We start from the raw sequence: 20,485 nt of genomic DNA, 5'->3' as shown, positions 1-20,485 counted from the left end.
CGCCAGGGTCGCGCCGGTCAGCGCCAGTCGCCGCGCCGCCGCAGATCCCCGCCCCGACCAGCGACAAGGCGACCGACAAGGACCCACCCACGCGAACCTCCCGCCCACGCTCCTCCACGATCCCCCAGCTCTCGGCCCCCGACATTGCCCAGGCGCTCAAAGCCGGGCGTGGCGCTCAGGCCAACGACGAGGACCCCACGTGAGCGAGGGCGACGGCGCACTCGCAGGCATGCTCGTCGTCGACTGTTCTCGCATGCTCCCCGGAGCGGTGCTCGCCCGCAGCCTGATCGATCTCGGCGCGAGGCTGATCAAGGTCGAAGATCCGCGGGGCGACATGATGCGTCACGCGCCGCCGCTGGTCGGTGGGATCGGCGTGGGGTTTTGCGTGTACTACCGCGGCGCCGAGTCGCTGCGCCTCGATCTGCGCGCGCCACAGGGGCTCGCGCGTCTGCGTCGGCTGCTGCGCCGCGCCGACGTGTTCGTCGAGAGCTTCCGGCCCGGAACCCTCGACAGCTGGGGCCTCGATCTCGACAAGCTGCACACCGAGTATCCGCGCCTGATCAGCTGCTCGCTGCCGGGCTACGCCGACGATGATCGCCGGGTCGCCCACGATCTCAACCTCACCGGGCTGACTGGCCTGCTCGGGCAGCTGCCGGGCTCGCGCCTGCGCCACGGCAGCGGCGAAGACATCCCGCGGGTGTTGGTCGCCGACATCAACACGGGTCTGCTCGCGACCTCCTCGGTGCTGGCGGCCCTGGTCGGTCGCGCCACCACGGGTCGCGGCGCGAAGCTCCACCAGCCGCTGCTCTCGGGCAGCCTGCCGCTGCTCACCTGGCCGTGGGCCGACCGCGCCGCGGGTGGCGACGGCGTGCTCGAGACCGTGCTCGCCGGCCGCGTGCCCTGCTACCGCTGCTATCGGTGTGGCGACGGCAAGCTGCTGAGCGTGGGCTGCCTCGAGCCCAAGTTCTGGCAGGGGCTGTGCCAGGCAATCGGCCGGCCCGAGCTGGCCGCCGCGGGCCTCGACCTGGGCGAGCGCGGGCGCGCGGCAGCCGACGCCCTCGCCGAGCTGTTCGCCACGCAGTCACGCTCGCAGTGGCTCGCCGCGTTCGCCGACAAGGATCTCCCGATCGCCGCCGTCCACGATCTCGATGACGCTCGCAGCGAGCCGATCATCGCGTCGGCCGGCCTGCTCGAGCACACGCCCATGCCCGGCGGCGGGGTGCTCACGGTCCCCGGCCCTGCCCTGCCCTCGATCGGCCGCACCCCCGCTCGGTCCGCGCCCCGGCTCGGCGAGCACGACGACGCGATCCTCCGCGAGCTCGACGCCGAGCCGAGCACGAACGACCCGTCGTAGCGCTCGGGATCCCGCGAGCCCCGTCAGCCTCGTCAGTCGGTCGCGTAGTCGTCTGGGCCGAAGCGATCGATGACCTTGAGCACGCCCATGAGCACGTGCTGCACGTTGTCGACCCGGATCTCGTTGCGGATCACGGTGGTCCGCAGGCCGCCCTTGGTGCGCTCGCGATCGGTCACGTAGAACATGTCGACATCGTCGACGAACTGGATCTGCATCACGCTGCGGATCGCCCGTGACAGGGCCTTGCGGTAGCGATCTTCGCGGGGCTTGTCGCCGACGATCTTGGCCATCTCGTAGGCGTCGATCATACCCTCGATGTAGACCCCCGTCGACGACGCGTGGGCCGAGCCGTAGTTGGTCTCGCGCGAGTAGAAGCGGCCCTTCTCGTCGTCGAACGCCGACTCCTCCCAGACCTCCATCTTGTCGATCAGCCAGTCGTTCATCTCGAACACGAACGCGACGATCTCCTCGGGCGCGAGCTCGATCGGGGTCTCGGGCGTGGTCCCGACCGGCCAGCCTTCGGGGGTCAGCTTCGGCGCGTCGTCATCGGGCGCGTCGTCATCGGGCTCGGCTTGTGGTTCGGCATCGGCCGCCGGGGGCTCAGCGGGCGGATTGCGGAGGGCCTCCCAGAAGATGAAGTCGGCCTGGGTGTGCCAGGGGATGAACGAGGGCCGACGACGCTTGGGGTCGCTCGGATCCAGGTGCCATGCCCGGTAGTAGCGGAAGCTGGTCACGAACCGGCGATACAGCTCGGGATCCCGGCTCTCACGGTACAGCTGCGCCCACAGCAACAGCGTCTCGCCCGGGTAGAAGTTCTGGACGTTGCCGTTCTTGCCGCCGCTGGTGCGGGGCTTGAGGAAGCCCTCGAACGAGCCGTCTTCCGACCACAGCTCGTTGACGGTGCGCCGCAGGCCGTGCTCTTGGGTCTGCCAGCGCGCGCGCTCGGGGTGGCTGACGATCGCCATGGCCGCCAGGGCCACCGCGCCGAGCTTGACCTTGCCCTGAAACTCGATCGTACCCAGCTCGCCCTCTTGCTTGTAAAAATGCTCGAGGTTGTAGTCGATGTTCTTGGCGATCCGGGCCCACAGCTGCGGGTCGTTGCGCCGCTCGGCGATCTTGATCAACGCGTTGGTCGCCATCCACTGGCGGATCATGTTGTTGTCGTTGGGCTTCTCGCCGCTGGCGGTTGGCAGCCACATGTACGTCATGCGCCCGTCTTCGTGCAGGTGCGTGAACATCCAGTCGATCAGCAGATCGACGGTGGCCTGGGTGTTGGCCTGGGTCACCTCGCGCGGCTCGACGTACACATTGCCGCGCAGCAGCTTGATGCCCTGCCCCGTCGGCAGCCTGACGAGCAGCTGGTGGTTCTCGAACACCCGGGCCTTGCCGCTGGACGCGAAGCTGTCGTGGTTGACGCCCGCTTGCTTGAAGAAGCGATTCACGACGTCCTTGAAGCTGTCTCCGGCGGCCAGCATCTTGGTCGGCGCCGTCCGCTCGGTGTGCTCGCCGTGGCTGAGCTCGACGCCGCGGATGCCCGTGCGCTTGCCAGAAGCCGCCTGATACAGCTCCTTTTTGGTGGGCTTGTCGACCGTGCGAAACGAGTGGGCGAGATCGATCTCGACCATGTCTGGGCTCGCCCCGGCTGGCACCGAGGCCTTGGCGTCGGCGATCGCCTTGGCCAAGCTGGAGGCGAGATCGCCGTCGGGACCCCAGGCGTCCGCGAGCAGCTTGCCGTGATCGCGCAGCGCCACGTAGGCCGCGCCCTGGCCCTCACGCAGCAGCGCTGGCGCGTCGCCGCCCGACCCTGACCCCAGGTAGACCGCCGCGACCCAGGCGCCAACCTCCTCGGCCTGCTTGCTGCTCAGCTCCGGCACGTCGACGCCGTCGACCAGCGGCTTGTTGTCGTCCACGCGCTTGCTGGTCTTGCACCCTGGGGCGGCAGCCAGACACACGGCGGTCGCCAGACCGACCAGAACCGACCACCGCGCACCTTCGCCAAACCGGGCTTGCATGGCACGACGGTGCGCCGGGCCCCGGTTCGCTGTCAAGCCACGCGGGTCCCGGTCAGCTGAGGTTTGTCTTGGTGACCACGCCGCGGAACATGTTGAGCGTGCGCTCGAGGCTCTCGGCGACCTCACCGAGCGAGCGCAGGTCGTTGCCGCCGATCTCGGTCTTGGCCCGCTCGAGCACGGCCTCGGCCTTGGCGATCGCGTCGCGCCCGAACGAGGTGCCGCTCATGATGCCCTCGACCTGGGGAAACAGCTCGCGGACCTCGGCCATCAAGCCATCGACCTTCTGCCGCTCGCGCTCGAACTCTTCACTGGCGCGGACCTCGACCATGTAGCCCTGGCTCTGCTCGACGAGCCGCTGCAGCTCGTCCTCGGTCAGGCCCGAGGTCGCGGTCACGGTGATCGACTGCTCGCGACCCGTGTCGAGATCTTGCGCGGCGACGGACACGATGCCGTCGGCCGAGATCGAGAAGGTGACCTTGACCTCGACCTGGCCCTTGGGCGCCTGGCGCAGCCCCGACAGGATGAACTCGCCGAGCAGCTCGTTCTGCGTGGCGTCGTCGCTCTCGCCCTGCAGCACCAGGATCTTGACCGAGGTCTGGTCGTTGCGGACCGTCGTGAAGATGTGCGCCGCGTTGGTCGGGACCGTGGTGTTCTGGGTGATCAAGCGGTGGAAGGCGCCGCCGTGGACCATGATCCCGAGGCTGTGGGGGGTCACATCGAGGAGCAGCAGATCCTGCTGATCGTCGACCAGCGCGGCGGCCTGGATCGCCGCGCCGAGGCCCACGACCTCGTCTGGATGCACGCCCTTGCAGGGCTCGAGCTGGAAGAATTCTGCGACGCTGCGCTGAACCAGGGGCATGCGGGTCATGCCGCCGACGAGGATTACATCGTCGATCTCGCCGCGGTCGACGCTGGCTTCGGTCAACGTCCGCTCGCAGATCGCGATGGTGCGGTCGACGAGGTCGCGGGTCAGATCCTCGAGCTGATCGCGGCTGAGGTTCTCTTGCAGGTGATGGGTCTCGCCGCTCGCGGTCGTGTACAGGAACGGCAGGTCGATCAGGGTCTCGCGCACGGTCGACAGCTCGCAGCGAGCCTTCTCGGCGGCGTCGCGCAGACGCTGCAGCGACATCCGATCGTCGCGGATGTCGACGCCGCTGCGCTCTTGGAACACCTGGATCAGCCAGTTCATGACCCGGACGTCGAAGTCCTCGCCGCCCAGGAAGGTGTCGCCGGCGGTCGAGACGACCTCGAACACGCCGTTGCCGATGTCGAGGATCGACACGTCGAAGGTGCCCCCGCCGAGGTCGTAGACGGCGACCCGACGCTCGAAGTCCTTGCCAAACCCATAGGCCAGCGCGGCCGCGGTTGGCTCGTTGATGATCCGGATCACATCGAGCCCGGCGATCCGACCGGCGTCCTTGGTGGCCTGGCGCTGGTTGTCGTTGAAGTAGGCGGGGACCGTGATCACGGCCTTCTCGACCTGACCGCCGAGGTACTGCTCGGCGACCATCTTGAGCTCCTGCAAGATGAACGCGCTGACCTCGGAGATGCTGTAGACCTGATCGCGCAGCACGATCCGCACGTCGCCGTGGGGGCCCTCCACGATCGAGTACGGGCACGACTGCTGGACCGCGCGCACGGCCGGCGAGTCCCACTTGCGGCCGATCAAGCGCTTGGCCGCGTAGACGGTGTTGACCGAGTTGGTGACCGCCTGCCGCTTGGCGATGTGACCCACGAGGCGCTTGCTGCTCTCGGAGATCGCCACCATCGAGGGCGTGGTCTTGTAGCCACCCTTGTTGGGGATGACCGTGGGCACGCCGTCTTCGACGATCGCCACGACCGAGTTTGAGGTCCCGAGATCGATACCAACGACGTTCTCCATGGGGGTCCGTGCTGCGTTCGGTGCTGCGGCCCTGAGCCCGCGCACGACCGCCCTAGGCTAGGTTAGTTTGAGCGAATTGAGAAGGGCGCGCGTGTGCTGGCTGGGCGCGAGCTTGTGGGCCTGCTCGGCCTGCTCTTTGGCGGTCGCGGTCTGCTCGGCGGCGAGAAACGCCGTCGCGCAGGCCAGGTGGGCCTCACCACGAGTTCGATCATCGAGCTTGACGCCCCGCGCCTGGGCCTGCTGCATGGTCTCGAGCGCGCTGATCGCAAACTCCCGCGCCCGGGTGGGATTGACCTCGGCCACCGCAGCGGCGGCCTCGGCCAGATTTCTGAGCGAGGGATCGACCTCGGCGGCGCGAGCGAAGTGGTGGGCGGCGTCCTGCGGCCGACTGGCTCGGCGCGCGGCCACCCCTTGCTCGAAGCTGGCGTCGGCTCGCTGGCGGCGGGCGATCGCGAGGCTGTCCCGCCACAGCTGCTCATACTCGCCGTTGCTGGGATCCTGCTCGTGGGCCAACCTGAACAGCGTTGCAGCGGTCCCGTGCCGGCCCAGGTCTCGCTCTTTGTGGGCCTGCTCGGCCTGCTTGGCGGCGTGCTTGCGGCGAACCGACAGCGCCCGGTCGCGGATACGTAGCTGCCGCTGCTGATCGCGCTGCTTTCGCTGTTCTGCGGCGATCTTCTCGGCCTCGGCCGCCGCTGCCTCAGCTTGCACACGGGCTCGCTCCGCCGCGGCGTCGGCGAGGGCCGTGGCCTCGGCCTGCTCCCGATCGTGTTTGGCTTGCTCAGCCCGGACCTGAGCGAGATGGGCGTCGACCAGTGGCTTGCGCTGGGCGTCATCGAGGAGCAGCTCGTACGAGGCTCGCGCGCGACGGAACAGATCGTCGAGCACGCCGCGGAAGCCGCCCAGGTTCTGCCCATAGAACGAATCAGGATGGAACTCGCGGCTGACCACATGGTAGGCGCGACGGATCGCCTTGACGTCGTCGACCGGCTCGATCCCGAGCAGCTCGAAGTGCCCGATGTGGCGCAAGCGATCACGCAGCGCGAGCAGCCGGCGCTGGCGATTGAGATCGACCTTGGCGCTTGGCTGGAGGCGGGGATCGGCGTCGCCGACCGGCTCGACCTCCTCGAGCATCGCGTGGATGCCCGAGTCTGCGGGCTTGTACGCGTTGCTGGCCTTGTGGGGGGTCGGCAGCGAGGGCTCGTCGCTGGTCTCGCCCGATCCGTCGCGGTCGGCGGCCTCCCGGCTCATTCGCATCTGGGCCTCGAGCAGCTCGCGACGGCGGGTGCGGGCCCGCTCGCGCAGGCCGCTGCCGACTCGACCGGGCGCCTCGACGGGAGCCTTCGGTGACTCGACCGTGGGCGAGAGCACGCCATAATCCACGAGTTTTCGCAGCACCTCGTGGGCGGCCTCGCTCGACTGTCCGCTGGCGGCGATGACGTCGCCAACCGTCGGCGCCTCCGCCCCACTCAGCGCCTCTACGCGGCTGTAAATGAAGAATTCGACGGGCGTGAGCGGCAGCTCGCGGAGATCGACGTCGCGGTTCACGACCAACCGCGCGTCGACTTCGAGGCCCATTGCGTCCAGGTTATCTCAGGCTGCTCGGCTCGACCAACGAATCTGCAACAGATACGGCCAACCGCTCCGCTCACTCGTGGTCACGGCGGCCGGGCTCGGCCCGGCGAGGCAGGCTCGCGCGCGGATGGGCCTGCTCATACAGCTCGAACAAGCGACCCATGTCGAGATGGGTGTAGCGCTGGGTCGTCGACAAGCTCGCGTGCCCGAGCATGGACTGAATGGTCCGCAGGTCACACCCGCTCTGCAGCAAGTGCGACGCGAAGCTGTGGCGCAGCCCGTGCGGACCCACGACCGCCCTCGCCCCCGTCGCTTCGCAGCGCCTGTAGACCAGCTCACGGGCGACCCGCGAGGCCAGCCGCTTGCCGCGGGTGCCCAGGAACACCGCCTGCGCCGGGCTCCGGGCGTTCATGAGCTGATCGCGAGCGGCGAGCCAGGCGGCGAGCGCCTCGGCGGCCTTGCGCCCGAGCGGGACCACGCGCTGCTTGCCGCCCTTGCCTGAACGCACTCGCACTGTCAGACGCTGGTCCTCGCAGCGGAGGTCATCGAGGTCGAGCCCGACGGCCTCGGACACGCGCAGGCCCGCCCCGTACAGCACCTCGAGCAGGGCGCGGTCGCGCAGCCCGACCGCCCCCTCGCGCTGGGGCGCGTCGATCATCTGGCCGATGTCTTCGACCGGCAGGGCGACCGGCAGCCGCTGCCCGAGCTTGGGACGCCGGATCAGCGCGACGGCGTTCTCTTCGATCAGCCCCTCGCGCCGACAGAATTCGCCGAAGCTGCGCAGCGCCGACAGCTTGCGACCGATCGAGCTGGCCGCGAGCTTTCCGTGGAGCTCGGCGAGGTGGGCCCGGACCTCACGGACGCCTAGATCGGACAGCTTCGCAGGCCGGGCCCGGCGGGCCTCGACGCTGTCGACGAAGGCCTCGACGTCGCGCCGATACGCGACCTGGGTGTTGAGTGACAGGCGGCGCTCGGTCTCGAGGTAGACCATGAAGCTCTCGATCGCCTGGCGCATCCCCTCGATGATCACCCAGGCCGCGCGCACACGCCAATAACCGGCGAGCGCTAGCGAAGCTCGAGCTTGGCCCAGCGCTCGAGCAAGGTCGCGACCGCGAGGAAGTCCTGGGGTCCGAGGCCCTCGGCGACCGCCTGATCGTAGATGCCCCGCACGGTGCTCGCGGTCGCAAGCGGCACGCGGCGACGCTCGGCTTCCTCGAGCGCGAGGTGCAGATCCTTGTGCATGAGGTCCAGGCGAAAGTGAGGCGCGTAGTCGCCGGCTTGCAGGTACGGGGTCTTGAACCCCCCGATCCCGCTCTGGGCGGCGCTGTGCTGGTAAATCTCGGCCATCTTGGCGACCGGGACCTCGAGCAGCTTGGCGAGCGTGTAGCCCTCGAGCAGCCCCTGCAGCATCACCGCCTGGGCCATGTTGAGGCAGTACTTCGCGGCCTGGCCCAGGCCCACGCGCTCGCCGACGTGAACGTGGTGGCGACCCATGATCTCGAACAGCGGCGTCGCGCGCTCGACCAGCGGGGCTGGCCCGCCGATCATGAAGGTCAGGCGCCCGCCCGCGGCGCCCAGCTTGCTGCCGGTGATCGGCGCGTCCAGGCACCCCACGCGACGCTCGGCGCAGGCCAGCTCCAGCGAGCGCGTGAGCGCCTGGCTGGTCGTCCCGCAGTCGATCAAGAGGTCGCCCTCGGACAGCCCGGGCAGGATCCCTTGCGCACCGAACACCAGCTCGTGAACGGCCTCGTCGCCGCTCACACACAAGATGACGGTCTCGGCCGCCCGCGCCGCTTCGAGCGGATTGGCCGCGAGCTCGCAGCGCAGCTGGTCCGCGGCCAACTCCGCCGCCAGGCCCTGCGTTCGGGCGCGCGTACGATTCCAGACGATGACCTCGCGACCCGCGGCGACGAGGTTGCGGACCATCCCCGCCCCCATCGTCCCGAGCCCCAAGAACGCGATGCTGCTCATGCGCGACAGGGTACGTCACTCTCCGTAGAGCGGCACGGGGATCAGGGTCGAGCCCTCGAGCCGCTGCTGCAGCCGCTCGTACTCCTCATGCTTCACGCCGTGGGTGCCGACCAGGACCATGTGCCCCGTGAAATTGTGGCGGTTGTGAAAGTCGACGAGCGTGTCGAGGGCCGCGCTGAGGTGGTCAGGGCTGCCCGCGGTGATCGGGGGGACGATCGCCAGGTACACGCGCATGTCCGTGGGCGCGACCTCGGTCAGCTTCGTGAAGATCCGAACGGCGCCGTTGGCCAGCTTGGCCGGGCGGATCGTCGAGCGGTTGATCTCGTAGACGTGCTCGCCGCTTACGGCCGAGCTCATGTGAAACACGACCAGCTGCCGATACGGGATCCCGGTGGTCTTGCTCTGCATCTTCGCGAGCGCGATCGCGTTCTCGATCAGTCGCCCGATCCGCACGCTGCCGACCGCGACGACCACGGTCCGATCTTCAGTCTCGATCGCCGTCGACTCCACGGTCTCGATCACTCGTCGATAGTAACTATGCGTGGCGCGCATCAAGGGCCGGTGATTGTAGAGCAGAATCACCCCGACCACGCCAGCGGCGACCAGCACGACCAGCGTGCGCAGCTCGCCGATCTCGCCGCTGTAGCTGATGTACATGCTCAGCAAGATGTAGCCGAGCACGACCAGGCCGATCAGCGCGGCGAGCGGGACCTTGGTGCCACCGATCGTCAGGTTGAAGGGCGCGCGGTAGACCCTGCGATCGTCGGCCCTGAACTTGCGCAGCAAGATGAACGCGATCACGCCCGAGAACAGCACCAGCCCGAAGGTCATGCCGTACCAGCGCTCGAGCTTGGACAGGTCCCAGCCGCCTTGAATGGCCAGCAAGATGATCGCCACGAGCATCATCCAGTGGATTCGCGAGAACGCGCCGCGCTCGTTGGGGTCGAGGATCATCCGCGGCAGCAGGCTGTCGCGGGCCATGGTCTGCCACAGCCCGCGGGCCCCCGCGAACCCGGTGTTGCACGCGCCGATCAGCATCAAGGCCGCGTTGGCGACGATCACGACCTTCCAGACCTGGGCCAAGGTCGACGAGCCAAACACGCCCAGGAAGCCCTCTTGCCCGAGCACCGCGACCAGGTAGCTCGAGCTCCCGGTCAGCTGCTTGGGGTCGAGCACCAAGAACAGCAACAGGCTGAGCGAGCCGCCGATCCCCAGCAACAAGGACAGCATCCAGCGATAGATCTTGGCGACGTCGCGGCGCGGGTTGCCGAGCTCCTCGGGGATGTTCATGACCGACTCGACCCCGGACGCGCCCAGGATCGACACCCCGGCGCCGGCCAGGATCACGGGCGCGCCCAGGCGCACCAGCCGGTAGAAGCCCGGCAGCTCGCTGACGAGGCCGTGGTGCTCGTGGGTGTCACCCTGGGTCGCCGTCTCGGCGGCCTTGACCACGGCCCGTGGCAGCGGCGCGCCGTGCAAGAACCGGCCGAAGTCTGCGCCGTGCATGATCAGGTAGATCACGCAGATCGAGATCGTCACGCCCATGACCACCAGGTTGATCAAGAAGATGGTCTTGCTGACCTGAACGCTCTCCTTGAGCCCCTGGTTGTTGAGGATGAACAGCATCACCAGCGGCGGCAGCATGATCACCGCGGTCGCGTTCATCACGGTGCTCAGCATCAGGCCGACCAGCGCCGTCACGCTCACGGAGATCACGATGCGGCGCCACTGGCTGGGCATCACCCACACGCCAAACCCGATCGAGGGGATCATCGACAGGCCCATCGACATCAGCGTGCGCGGGCCCGACGAGCTGTCGACCAGCGAGTACACGTAGTCCGAGTAGGACAGCAGGCTGACGATCGCCGTGGCCACGTAGGAGAAGCTGATCACGATGCCGACCAGCGCCGCGGCCAAGATCGCCAGCTTGCCGAGGTGCCCCAGGGCGTAGCGGGTCATCACGTAGGTGCCGCCGTTGCTCAACGTCAGCAGCACGGCCTCGACGTAGAGCGGCGCCAGCAAGAACAGCAGCAGGTACAGCCCGATCTGAAACAGCGGGGTCGCGTAGCCGATCCCCGCGCCGATCAGCGCGCCCGAGCTGTAGTAGGGCGAGGTCAGCGGGTCCGGGCCGACCAGGTACAGGCCCTCGCGCCAGCTCAGCCGATGCGGGGGGGCCTCCGCCGGCCCGCCCGTCCGCGACCCCGAACGCGAGGCACCCGGAGCGTCCGTGGCCGCGTCCGTGGCCGCGTCCGCAGACGCGTCCGCAGACGCGTCGCCAGGTTCGGAAGCCTCGCCCGGTTCAGGCGCGTCGGACTGAGCTCCGCCCGCGTCCGCGGGCGGATCGGGGTTCGGTTCGCGGGGCCCGTTCTCGCTCATTTCGAGCGCTGTATGCACGAGGCGCCCAGGACAGACAAGACCACAGCGGCCCCCCCATGGTCACCGGGCGGGTCACCCGTCCGTCACCAGGCCGGGGCCACTCACTCCTTGAGGTCGCGCCAGAAATCGTCGGGGACCTTATGAACCTGGACGAAGCTGGAGTCCTGGATCACGTAGTACCAACGCTCGAAGCGCTCGGCGAGCATCTGCGCACGGGCCTCCCCGCGCGGCTCCCCGTCGATCGCCGGGGCCCCCGCCGACTGATCTCGGCGCGCGTCGTAGCTGACGTTGACGAACATGTAGCGGTTGGCCCGCGATGCGTCTTCGCCCTCCTCGACCGCGTCCTCTTCACCGCCAGCGCTGAGCGCCTCGCCGGTTGCGTAGGTCACCTCACCGAAGAACAGCGTGTAGATGACACCGTCGTTCGAGATCAGGTGGACCTCACCCTCGTTGCCGAGCAGCGACAGGCGCGGGGGCTCGCCGACCAGGAAGAAGCCCTTGGACTTCATCTCGAACGGGTCGAGCCGGGCCGCGCGAGGCCGGACGCCGACGATCTTCATGCGATCCGAGGCGCCGACGATCTGCTTGACCTTGGTCGGGTTGAGCTCCTTGCCCTCGGGTGCGGTCGCGGGCTGCGGCAGCGGCTCCTCGCCCTCCCAGGTGGCGGGGTCGATGCGCGCACCGTCGGGACCAAACACGGGCGGCGCGGCCGTGGCCCACTCGGCCGACGGTTGCCCGTCTGCGCCGAACGCCCCCGAGTCGGACAGCTCGAAGTACATCGGGTTGTCGTTCTCGAGCTTGGTGGTCTTCTCGCCGGTGACCGGGTCCGTGCCCTCGACCACGCTGTAGCTGTTGCTGAGCACGGCGACGATGTCGTCGGACTCCATCTTGAGCAGGTCATCCTCGATCCAGTCGGTGAACCCGGTCGAGACCTGCGGATCGAGCTCGACCGCGTAGACCCGGTTCTCGCCCGGGTAGCGCACGAACTTGAAGCCCTGCCGCTCGGGCACGTCCTTGCCGATGATCACGTCGACCAAGTTGGTGCCCGACGCGTCCTTGATCGTGACCCGACGTCCACGCGAGTCCTTGGCCGCGGCCTCGTCCTCGGGGTCGACCACACCAAACTCGGCGTGCTCCTTGGGATCATCGCTGCGGACCACGTCCTTGGTCACGCTGATGAACGAGGCCGCGGCCTTGCCCATCTGCTCGGTCCCGTCGGCCGGGTAGTTGTTGTGGCTGGGGATCACCCACTTGCCGTCTTCGAGCTTGACCGAGAAGCTGGTCAGCTGCGCCGACTCTTCGTCGTAGTCCTTGACCTCGAGGAAGGTCGCGGCGTTCGGATCGACGAACTCGGGGAACAGCGCCTCGCCCGTGTCTTGGAAGGTGGGGGGGGCGACCTCGACCGGGCGCATGCTCATCGCGCCGACGAAGCTCAACAGGGCGAGCACGCCCATGATCACGGTACCTCGCGTCATCAGGAGTCCCTCCGCTTGCGGCTCTCGGGGATCGTCGAGCTCTCGCGCCGACGCTTGCGTATGAACACCACCAACCCAAACAAGATCGCGGGCAGCGGCGGGACCAGGATCGCAGCGACCCGGATCCGATCGCGGACCTCGTCGACCTTGCGCGCGTGATCGGCCTTGATCTTGTCGATCTCCTGGGCCTTCTCGCGCTCGATCTGCTCGGTCTGACCTTGCAGCCGACGATTCTCCGCTTCCTCGGCCGCGCGGATCTTGATCTCTTTGGTGCGGTCGTCGATCCCGGTCTCGGCCCGGATCGCCGCGACCGCCTGATCGAGCGAAGCCTGCGCCTCTTGGATCTTGCCCTCGGCCGCCTCGCTGGCGGACTTGAGCCGAGCCTGGCGCTCTTCGTTGGCCTTCTTGGTCATGTCGTCGACCTCGGACAGCCGACGAAATTCCGGTTGGCGCTTGCGCAGCTCGATGAAGCGCTGATCGTCCAGCAGGCTGTCGATCGCGTTGAGCAAGAACGTGACGTTGTCGAAGCGCATGTCGATCAGGCCGTCGCCGTCGAGATCGCCGCCGCGCTCGTGGAAGCTGAAGAAGCTGTCCGCGAACATGTCGAGATCCGACAGCACGATCGCGTTGATGTCCTTGCCGTTGGCGTCGCCCGAGCTGCCGCCGCCAGTCACCCGCACGCCGAGCTTCATGTTCTCGAGCCCGTCTTGCGCGGCGAGCTTGTGGTAGTCCTGCGGGACCCCGCGGAACTGCAGACCGAACAAGAAGTTGCTGTCGTCGACGAACTTCTCGAACGGGTCCCAGCCGCCCTTGGTGCCGGTCGTGAGCACCGGCGTGACGGTGGTCTGCGCGCCCGAGAGCGGTCGCAGCTCACCCGAGAACAGCAGCACGATCTGCGCGAGCCCGTCGACGCTGATGTCGCCGCCGGCGAACTGGCTGGTGCCATTGCGCTGACCCAGGACCACGATGCTGCGCGGCGCCTCGGCCAGCTGCGGCTCGGGGTTCTCCAGATCGAAGGCCACGTGATCGTCGGGCCAGTCGAGGCCGATCGACGCGAGCAGGGCCCGGTAGTTGCCCTTGTCCTCGGCAGGTGCCCCGCCGCCCATCATCCCGCCCTGAGAAGGCGGCGGGATCATCGGCTGACCGGGCGCGAGCTTGGGATTGAAGAACGGCATCGGGTCCGCGATGATCAGCGCCGGCCGACCCGCGAGCAGGTAGGCCTGGACCACGTCGAGGCCCGGCTGCGACAGGCTCGAGACCTGCGGAATGAACATCACGTCCACGTCCGGGGGGATCGGCGTGCCGGGGTTGAGGCTGCGGACCTCGTATTGCTTCTCGAGCTCGTCGACCACCCGCCAGCGGGGGATCCGCCTGCGGCTCTGCAGGTCGAAGTCGCCCATGATCTTGGTGTCGTCGCGGATGATCCCGACGACCCGCTTCTTGGGCTGGGTCACGACCTCGAGCGCGCGGACGATCTCGTACTCGACGGACAGGCCGCGATCCAAGAACGGCACGACCTCTTCGCGCGGGCCCGACGTGAACGCCATGCCCAAAAACACCTGCATGGTGTCGACCTTGCCGCCGTCGGCGCTGACCAGCGGCCGGGGCACGATCCCGTACTTCTCGATCGCCTCTTGGGCCTCCTCGGAGAACGGCCCAGGCTCATAGATGCGGACCGTGAGACCCGGCCCGCCCGAGGCTTCCATCTCGCGCAGGATGTTGAGCATCCGGCTGCGCAGCGGCACGTAGGGCCGCGGCACCTCTTTGGAGATGTAGGCCGTGACGACCACCGGAGGCACCAGCGACGTCTCGCCGTCGGCGTTGGCGGCCTCGGTCCCGATGCTGCGGATCAGCGTCTCGGTGTCCGGGGTGATCTGCGAGAGACCCTCGCTGGTGAGATCGGCGCGACCGTTGGATCGCTGGGCCATGTAGGTCGTCGAGCCGACGATCACGACCAGCGCGAGCAGCCGCGCGAGGCTATGGATTCGAGGTTTCATGGTTACCAGTGCCTCCGCCCGAGCATGAACGTGCAGAGGTAGACGAGCACGACCGCGATGCCGACGAAGTAGACGACGTCGCCGAGACGCACGATGCCCTCGCCAAACCCGTAGAAGTGGCGATCGACGCCGAGCAGACCAAACGTGTCTTGAAAGCTCTCGAAGGTGCCGGTGAGCCACACGATCAGCGCGAGCACGCCCGCCCCAACGGCGACGTACCCGGCCGAGTCGGTGTTGCCCTGCACGGCCACCCAGATCAGCGTGGCGACCCCGGCGATCAGGCCGCAGCCGACGATCCCGCTGGCCCAGGGGGCGGTGCCGGCGAACACCAGGCCCGCGCAGCCGACCGCGCCGACGATGAACGCCACCGTCGCGTTGCCGCTGAACATCGACGCCAGCAGGCCCACGCTGACGAACGCGACGCCGACCAGCCAGTAGCCCAGGTAGGTCGAGGCCATCAGCCCGACGTCCGGGTCGCCCAGCTGCGCGAGCACGCCGACGTGGGCGAGCGCGAACCCGAGCCCGATCGTGTAGACCCCGAGCGCGCCGAGGTACTTGCCGAGCACGACCTCGATGTCGCGCACGGGCATGGTCAGCAGCAGCTCATCGGTGCCGCGGCGGCGCTCTTCGGCCCACACGTTCATGGTCACGGCCGGCACGAACAGCATCAGGATCGCCGGCATGACCTTGTTGAGCAGCGCGAGGTCGGCGAGGTTGCGGGCGAAGAAGCCCGGCTGCAAGAACGCCCCGGCCCCGGTCGCCGCGATGAACAGCGTCAGGAACACGTAGCCGGCGGGATTGCCCAGGTAGCTGCCGAGCTCGCGCTTGGCGATCGCCCGGATGACACTCCAATCGATACCCATCAGTTGGTCTCCGTGTTGGCGGTGGAGGCGGCCGTCGTCTTGGCCTTGGCCTTCGCGGGCGCCCCTGCGAGCGCATAGAACCGATCCTCGAGCGTCTGGCCGTCGCGCAGCTCGTCGACGCTCCCGTCGAACACCAGCCGGCCCTCGTGGACCATGATCACGGTGTCGGCGACGGCCTCGACCTCCTGGAGGATGTGCGTGGACAGCAAGATCGTCTTTTGCTGACCAAGATCGCGGATCAGCTTGCGAACCTCGCGGATCTGCAGGGGATCCAGGCCCGAGGTCGGCTCGTCGAGGATCAGCACGTCCGGGTCCGAGAGCAGCGCCTGGGCCATGCCGACCCGCTGCCGGAACCCCTTGGACAGCTTGCCGATCGGCTTGTGCAGGACCTCCTGGATCGCGCACTGCTGGACCACGCGATCGATCGCCTTGTCGATCTCCCCGAGCTTGCGGACCTGCGCGAAGAACTCGAGGAGCTCGCGCGGGGTCATGTCGAGGTACAGCGGGCCGTTCTCGGGCAGGTACCCGAGCCGTCGCGCGAGCTCGATGCGGGACTCGGCGACCCCAGGATCTTTGCCCAGGACCTCGACCGAGCCGGAGCTGGGCGCGAGGTAGCCGGTCAACATCTTCATGGTCGTGGACTTGCCCGCGCCGTTTGGCCCGAGGAAGGCCGCCACGGTGCCCTTGCGGACCTCGAAGGACAGCCCGTGGACCGCCACGAACTCGCCATAGACCTTCGAGATCGCGTTCGCGCGGATCGTCACTGGAGCGGATGAGGTGCTCATGATTCGCTCATTGGGTAGAACATTGGTTTGGTTCGACAGGGTCGAGGGGTCAGCTTGGGCCCCGGCACCGAGCGAAACGCTGTTGCGGTCGAGATCGTCCGAGGGGACATGCTCGGGGGCCCACGAACAGCTCGGCAGGCGTTCTAATCCAGACTATCGAAGGCATCAAGCCTCCCGCGCCCGGCGGCCCGTGCAGCCGGGCAAAACCGCCGCGTTCGGGCCCTAGCAGCGCGCCGATGAGTTCGCTGCCCACGCTGAACCAGTCCCCGAATGGCGCATGCAAGCGGGTCAGAAGCCTGACCCGAGCTGATAACAGATCTGGCGTGACCGCCCGGGGCGCGTGAACCAACGCATCACGCCGGGATCGACGCAGCCTCGCGGCCGCCTACGCAGATGTTTAGACTCCGGCCATGCTGCGGTCCCGCTGGCCCCTCCCCTGCCTGCTCGCGCTCGGCCTCGTGGCCGCGTGCACCGGCACCCCGCCCGAGTCCGATGGCGCGGCCCAACCACCGCCCACGACCGATCAGCCGAGTGACCCGGCCGAGCCGGCCGAGCCCGAGCCAGCCGACGAGGCGCCCGCGGAGCCCGAGCCCGAAGCCAAGGCCGGCCCTCCCCCCGATCCCTGGGGCCCGGTCACCGACGCCCAGCGCAGCACCATGCTCGCCGGCGACGAAGAGGCGCGGATCAAGACGCCGATCCACTACGTCAAGACCAACGAGCGGCGCCACGACGTGTGGTTCCCGTACCTCGACAACAAGCGCGGGATCTATGTTGGTGTCGCCGCCGATCAAAACTACACGCTGATCGGCGTGGCCAAGTCCGAGTTCGTGTTCCTGATGGATCTCGACTGGCGCGTGACCGAGCTGCACCGCGCCTACGAGGTCTTGATCGAGGCGTCGGAGGATCCCAAGACCCTGCTCGCCCGGTTTGACGGCGACAACGAGGAGGAGTCGGTCGCGCTCATCCAGGAGGCGCTGGCCGGCCAGCTCAGCGAGGACGAGCTGCGCCAGTGCGTCAACAGCTGGCGAGGCGCCCGCGAGACCGTGTTCCGTCACCTCGAGAACGTGATCGTGCGTGACCGCGACGGCGTCGCCACCAGCTGGCTGTCGAACCCCGACTACTACGCGCACATCCGCAAGCTCTACCTCAGCGACCGCGTGCGCATGCTGGTCGGGGATCTGACCGGGCCGCAGACGCTCACCACGATCGCCAAGGCCGCCGAGGGGCTGGGGCTCCCGGTCAAGGTCTTGTACCTGTCCAACGCCGAGGAGTACTACGACTACACCTCGCAGTATCAGGCCAACATTCGCGGCCTGCCGGGCGCCGACGACTCGATCGTGCTGCGGACGATCTACTCGAAGGACTGGGTCCACGCCGACGCGCTGTGGAACTACCAGGTCCAGCCGCTCGCTGACTATCAGGCGCGGGTCGGTGAGCCCAACAACGCCCGGCGCAACCGGATGCTCAACGCCGCCGACAAGGACAAGCTGATCGAGCGGGATCCCGACGGCGTCAGCGGCCTGAGCCGGGTCAACTTCGAGTCGCTGGGGTCGCCGGCTCCGACCGTCACCAATGAGGCGCCCGAATGAGCGCCGAGCTGCTCGACCAGAGCCCCGAGCAATTCATCGCGCGCCTGCGTGAGGCCGGCGGGCGAGCGTGCCTGACCTGGGATCACGAGGAGGCTCGCGTGCGGACCAGTCACCCGTGGCTGGCCGACATCGCGACCTGGCTCGCTGGCGACGCTCGCGATTTTCATGCGCATGAGGGCGTGTTCATGGCGGTCGGGCCCGAGACCGGTGCGCTGATGACCGCGACCGTGCACACCAGCGTCCGCGGGCAGGCGGCCGGCGGCCTGCGCCACTGGCCCTACGCGACCATCCAGGAGCTGCTGCGCGACGGCCTGCGCCTGTCGCTGGGCATGAGCCGCAAGAACGCGCTGGCCGGGCTGTGGTGGGGTGGCGGCAAGGGCATCATTGCCCGCCAGTCCGCCGAGCGGTCCCGCGATCCTGGCTATCGCCGGACGCTCTATCGCGAGTACGGCGCGTTCACGACCTCGCTGCGTGGCGTCTACATTACTGCCGAGGACGTCGGTACTCAGCCGGACGATCTCGCCGCCGTGTTTGAGACCACTCGGTTCGCGACATGCGTGCCGCCGAGCGTCGGCGGCAGCGGCAACCCCTCGCCCGCGACGGCGAAGGGCGTCGTGTGTGCAATTGAAGCTGCGCTCGATCACTGCGGGCGCGGCTCGATCGCCGGCAAGACGATCGCCATGCAGGGGGCCGGCAATGTTGCGACCTACATGATCGAGGAGCTGCTCGCCCGCGGGGTTGGGCGCGTGATCGCGGCCGAGATCTCCGCCGAGCGCTGCGAGCTGCTGCGCGCGCGCTTCGTGAACGCACCCGTCGAGCTGCGCCACGCTGAGATCGGCGATCTGTCGATCTTCGCCGAGCCCTGCGACGTGCTGGCCCCCAACGCGCTCGGCGGCGTGCTCGGTCCGGCGACGATCCCGATGATCCAGGCGCCGATCGTGTGTGGTGCGGCCAACAATCAGCTGCTCGATGACCGCCGCGACGACAGGGATCTGGCGGCGCGCGGCATCGTGTACGTGCCCGACTTCGTCGCCAATCGGATGGGGATTGTTAATTGCGCGAACGAGCAGTACGGCCAGATCGGCGGGCCTGACAAGGATCCTGCGATCGAGCGTCACTTCTCGCGTGACTGGGACAACGCCGTGTTCGTGGTGACGAAGCGGATCTTGGAGCATGCGCAGACCAGCGGGATCACGACCTCGGCTGCCGCCAATGAGCTCGCTGATAAAGCGTGTCGGCTGCCGCACCCGATCTGGGGGCACCGCGGGCGCGCGATTGTCGACGGGTTGCTCGCCGACGACTGGGCGCGCTGATCATCACGGACGCTCACGGACCCTCGGCGAGACAGAGCGTACTCGAGCTAGCCCGATTCTGAGCGCAGCATCAGCACGCGGGCGTCTTCGCCAACGCGCGAGACGATCACCGCGGTCGAGTGCTCGTCGGCTGGGATCGAGTGGAGCGCGACAATCTCGCCGTCGCCGAGGTCGGTTGCCGCCTGCTCTCGCCAAGCGAGCTGGGCCGGATCGAGCGTCAAGGCGGTGAGCGTGCTGGAGTCCGAGGTGTAGAGCACCTGGATCGCCCCCCCTGGCGAGCGCGACGCTGTGACCAGCCGCGGAGCAAAGGGCTCGGGGAGCCGTGTGAGCGGCGTGAAGCTGGGCCCCGTGGCGCTGAAGCTGAGGTGCCCGACCTGCGCGACACCAAAGCGCTGGCCTTCGATGCGCACATCCTGCTCGAGGAAGATGTCGGGGTCGAACAGCCATCCCCCCTTGGCGAGCTCGAATGCTCCGCCCTCCTCGACGGGCCATGGTGCACATTCGAGTAGCATGGCTGGCACGGCGGCCACGGTCGTCAGGCACAAGACCTGGCTGTGTGGCGCCCGAAACCAGCGCAGCTCGAGCACCTTGGCGTTGTTGGTGAAGTGGCGGCTGCTCGCGCGCAGCTCACAGTTCGCGCCGGTGAAGACGTGCAGATCACCGAGCAGGTCAGCGACCACGATGGACCCCTCGGGGCTGCGCGCGGCCGCTACCGGTTGGACATTGAGGGGCTGCTCGGCGCGCGCACTCACCTCCCACGCTGTCGTCCGCGGCTGACCACACTCGAGCGTCAAACGATTCGTGCGGACGTCGTGACTGAGGATCGCCAGGACCCCTGGCTCGAGCGCGAGGAGGGTCGCCCAGTCGTACTCGAACACGTACGCTCGCCACGCGCTGTCGAGGGCGCAGTCCCCCACCAACAGCCGTTGCGCGTCCGGCGAAGATGGCGATGAGAATGTGCTTGGTGAACATGCATCTGCACTAGTCCCCACACCCGAGCGTGCACGCGCAATCTTGCGATAGGCAGTCCGGGCGGTGAGGCGACGGCCCTCGCAAGCCGGATGCCACGAGCCACGGCGCCGAGAACCAGGCGGTGCGGGACTCGGCGAGCTGCTCGCTTCAACGAAGCCGCCTTCATACGAAGGCGGAGAGCAGACGCGCGCCGCCGGGCTGCGGCGGCTCGCTATTGCCCCACTGGCACGCTCCGCCAGCGCGCGCAGCACACCCAACGGCCAACGAGCTGATCACACCGTGATCTCCGCGTCCCCCACGAGCAACCCCTCGCGTCGCCAGCGC

15 protein-coding genes are annotated in these 20,485 nt (G+C 68.2%); 4 read left to right on the top strand and 11 right to left on the bottom strand.

All coding sequences use genetic code 11. The features are described from left to right. Positions 1 to 203 (top strand): hypothetical protein (locus ENSA7_RS44170; RefSeq protein WP_181234107.1); only part of this gene is annotated, 203 nt, incomplete at its 5' end. Next, entirely contained in the window at positions 200 to 1,354 is a 1,155-nt protein-coding gene (locus tag ENSA7_RS25920; RefSeq protein ID WP_106092032.1) for a CaiB/BaiF CoA transferase family protein, read from the top strand. The genes ENSA7_RS44170 and ENSA7_RS25920, both read left to right, overlap by 4 nt. A gap of 32 nt (positions 1,355 to 1,386) precedes the next feature. Here the strand turns inward: ENSA7_RS25920 and ENSA7_RS25915 are convergent, their stop codons facing one another. From ENSA7_RS25915 to ENSA7_RS25870, 10 genes are all read right to left on the bottom strand, one after another. Beyond that, positions 1,387 to 3,366, bottom strand: coding sequence for a hypothetical protein (locus tag ENSA7_RS25915; RefSeq protein ID WP_106092031.1), 1,980 nt, complete (start codon positions 3,364 to 3,366; stop codon positions 1,387 to 1,389). Positions 3,367 to 3,418: 52 nt separating this feature from the next. Then, a complete protein-coding gene (gene dnaK / locus ENSA7_RS25910) occupies positions 3,419 to 5,248 on the bottom strand; it encodes a molecular chaperone DnaK (protein WP_106092030.1) in 1,830 nt (609 codons plus the stop codon). 57 nt (positions 5,249 to 5,305) lie between these two features. After that, complete coding sequence (locus ENSA7_RS25905; RefSeq protein WP_106092029.1) at positions 5,306 to 6,823, bottom strand: J domain-containing protein; 1,518 nt, start codon at positions 6,821 to 6,823, stop codon at positions 5,306 to 5,308. A 70-nt stretch (positions 6,824 to 6,893) separates the two neighbouring features. Next, on the bottom strand, positions 6,894 to 7,835 hold the full coding sequence (locus ENSA7_RS25900; protein ID WP_146158137.1) for a tyrosine recombinase XerC: 942 nt from the start codon (positions 7,833 to 7,835) through the stop codon (positions 6,894 to 6,896). 50 nt (positions 7,836 to 7,885) lie between these two features. Beyond that, positions 7,886 to 8,791, bottom strand: a complete 906-nt coding sequence (locus tag ENSA7_RS25895) for an NAD(P)-dependent oxidoreductase (protein ID WP_106092027.1) — start codon at positions 8,789 to 8,791, stop codon at positions 7,886 to 7,888. 15 nt (positions 8,792 to 8,806) lie between these two features. Continuing rightward, complete coding sequence (locus ENSA7_RS25890) at positions 8,807 to 11,167, bottom strand: amino acid permease (protein ID WP_106092026.1); 2,361 nt, start codon at positions 11,165 to 11,167, stop codon at positions 8,807 to 8,809. A gap of 101 nt (positions 11,168 to 11,268) precedes the next feature. Next, positions 11,269 to 12,642 (bottom strand): DUF4340 domain-containing protein, encoded by a 1,374-nt coding sequence (locus tag ENSA7_RS25885; RefSeq protein WP_106092025.1) that lies wholly within the window; start codon positions 12,640 to 12,642, stop codon positions 11,269 to 11,271. Beyond that, positions 12,642 to 14,639: a Gldg family protein gene (locus ENSA7_RS25880; RefSeq protein ID WP_106092024.1), complete on the bottom strand. Its 1,998-nt coding sequence runs from the start codon at positions 14,637 to 14,639 to the stop codon at positions 12,642 to 12,644. Before ENSA7_RS25880 ends, ENSA7_RS25885 begins: the two co-directional genes overlap by 1 nt. A gap of 2 nt (positions 14,640 to 14,641) precedes the next feature. Continuing rightward, positions 14,642 to 15,502 carry an ABC transporter permease gene (locus tag ENSA7_RS25875; protein WP_106092023.1) on the bottom strand — a complete coding sequence of 287 codons (861 nt, stop codon included), beginning with the start codon at positions 15,500 to 15,502 and terminating at the stop codon, positions 14,642 to 14,644. Then, positions 15,502 to 16,287: an ABC transporter ATP-binding protein gene (locus tag ENSA7_RS25870; RefSeq protein ID WP_106092022.1), complete on the bottom strand. Its 786-nt coding sequence runs from the start codon at positions 16,285 to 16,287 to the stop codon at positions 15,502 to 15,504. The genes ENSA7_RS25875 and ENSA7_RS25870 overlap by 1 nt, the downstream gene beginning before the upstream one ends. Positions 16,288 to 16,697: 410 nt before the next feature. Between ENSA7_RS25870 and ENSA7_RS25865 the strand changes: the two genes are divergently transcribed. Both ENSA7_RS25865 and ENSA7_RS25860 read left to right on the top strand, forming a co-directional pair. Beyond that, positions 16,698 to 17,876: an LIC_10091 family protein gene (locus ENSA7_RS25865; protein ID WP_106092021.1), complete on the top strand. Its 1,179-nt coding sequence runs from the start codon at positions 16,698 to 16,700 to the stop codon at positions 17,874 to 17,876. Continuing rightward, the gene (locus ENSA7_RS25860) at positions 17,873 to 19,189 is read left to right on the top strand and encodes a Glu/Leu/Phe/Val dehydrogenase dimerization domain-containing protein (RefSeq protein WP_106092020.1); all 1,317 of its coding nucleotides are present in this window, start codon (positions 17,873 to 17,875) and stop codon (positions 19,187 to 19,189) included. Before ENSA7_RS25865 ends, ENSA7_RS25860 begins: the two co-directional genes overlap by 4 nt. A 47-nt stretch (positions 19,190 to 19,236) precedes the next feature. Here the strand turns inward: ENSA7_RS25860 and ENSA7_RS25855 are convergent, their stop codons facing one another. Continuing rightward, complete coding sequence (locus ENSA7_RS25855) at positions 19,237 to 20,106, bottom strand: hypothetical protein (protein WP_146158136.1); 870 nt, start codon at positions 20,104 to 20,106, stop codon at positions 19,237 to 19,239. Between the last annotated feature and the right edge of the window lie 379 nt (positions 20,107 to 20,485).

This window comes from Enhygromyxa salina (assembly GCF_002994635.1).
Classification (GTDB): domain Bacteria; phylum Myxococcota_A; class Polyangia; order Nannocystales; family Nannocystaceae; genus Plesiocystis; species Plesiocystis salina_B.
The sequence above is the reverse complement of the archived record's forward strand: the minus strand, read 5'-3'. Positions and strand labels throughout refer to the sequence as shown.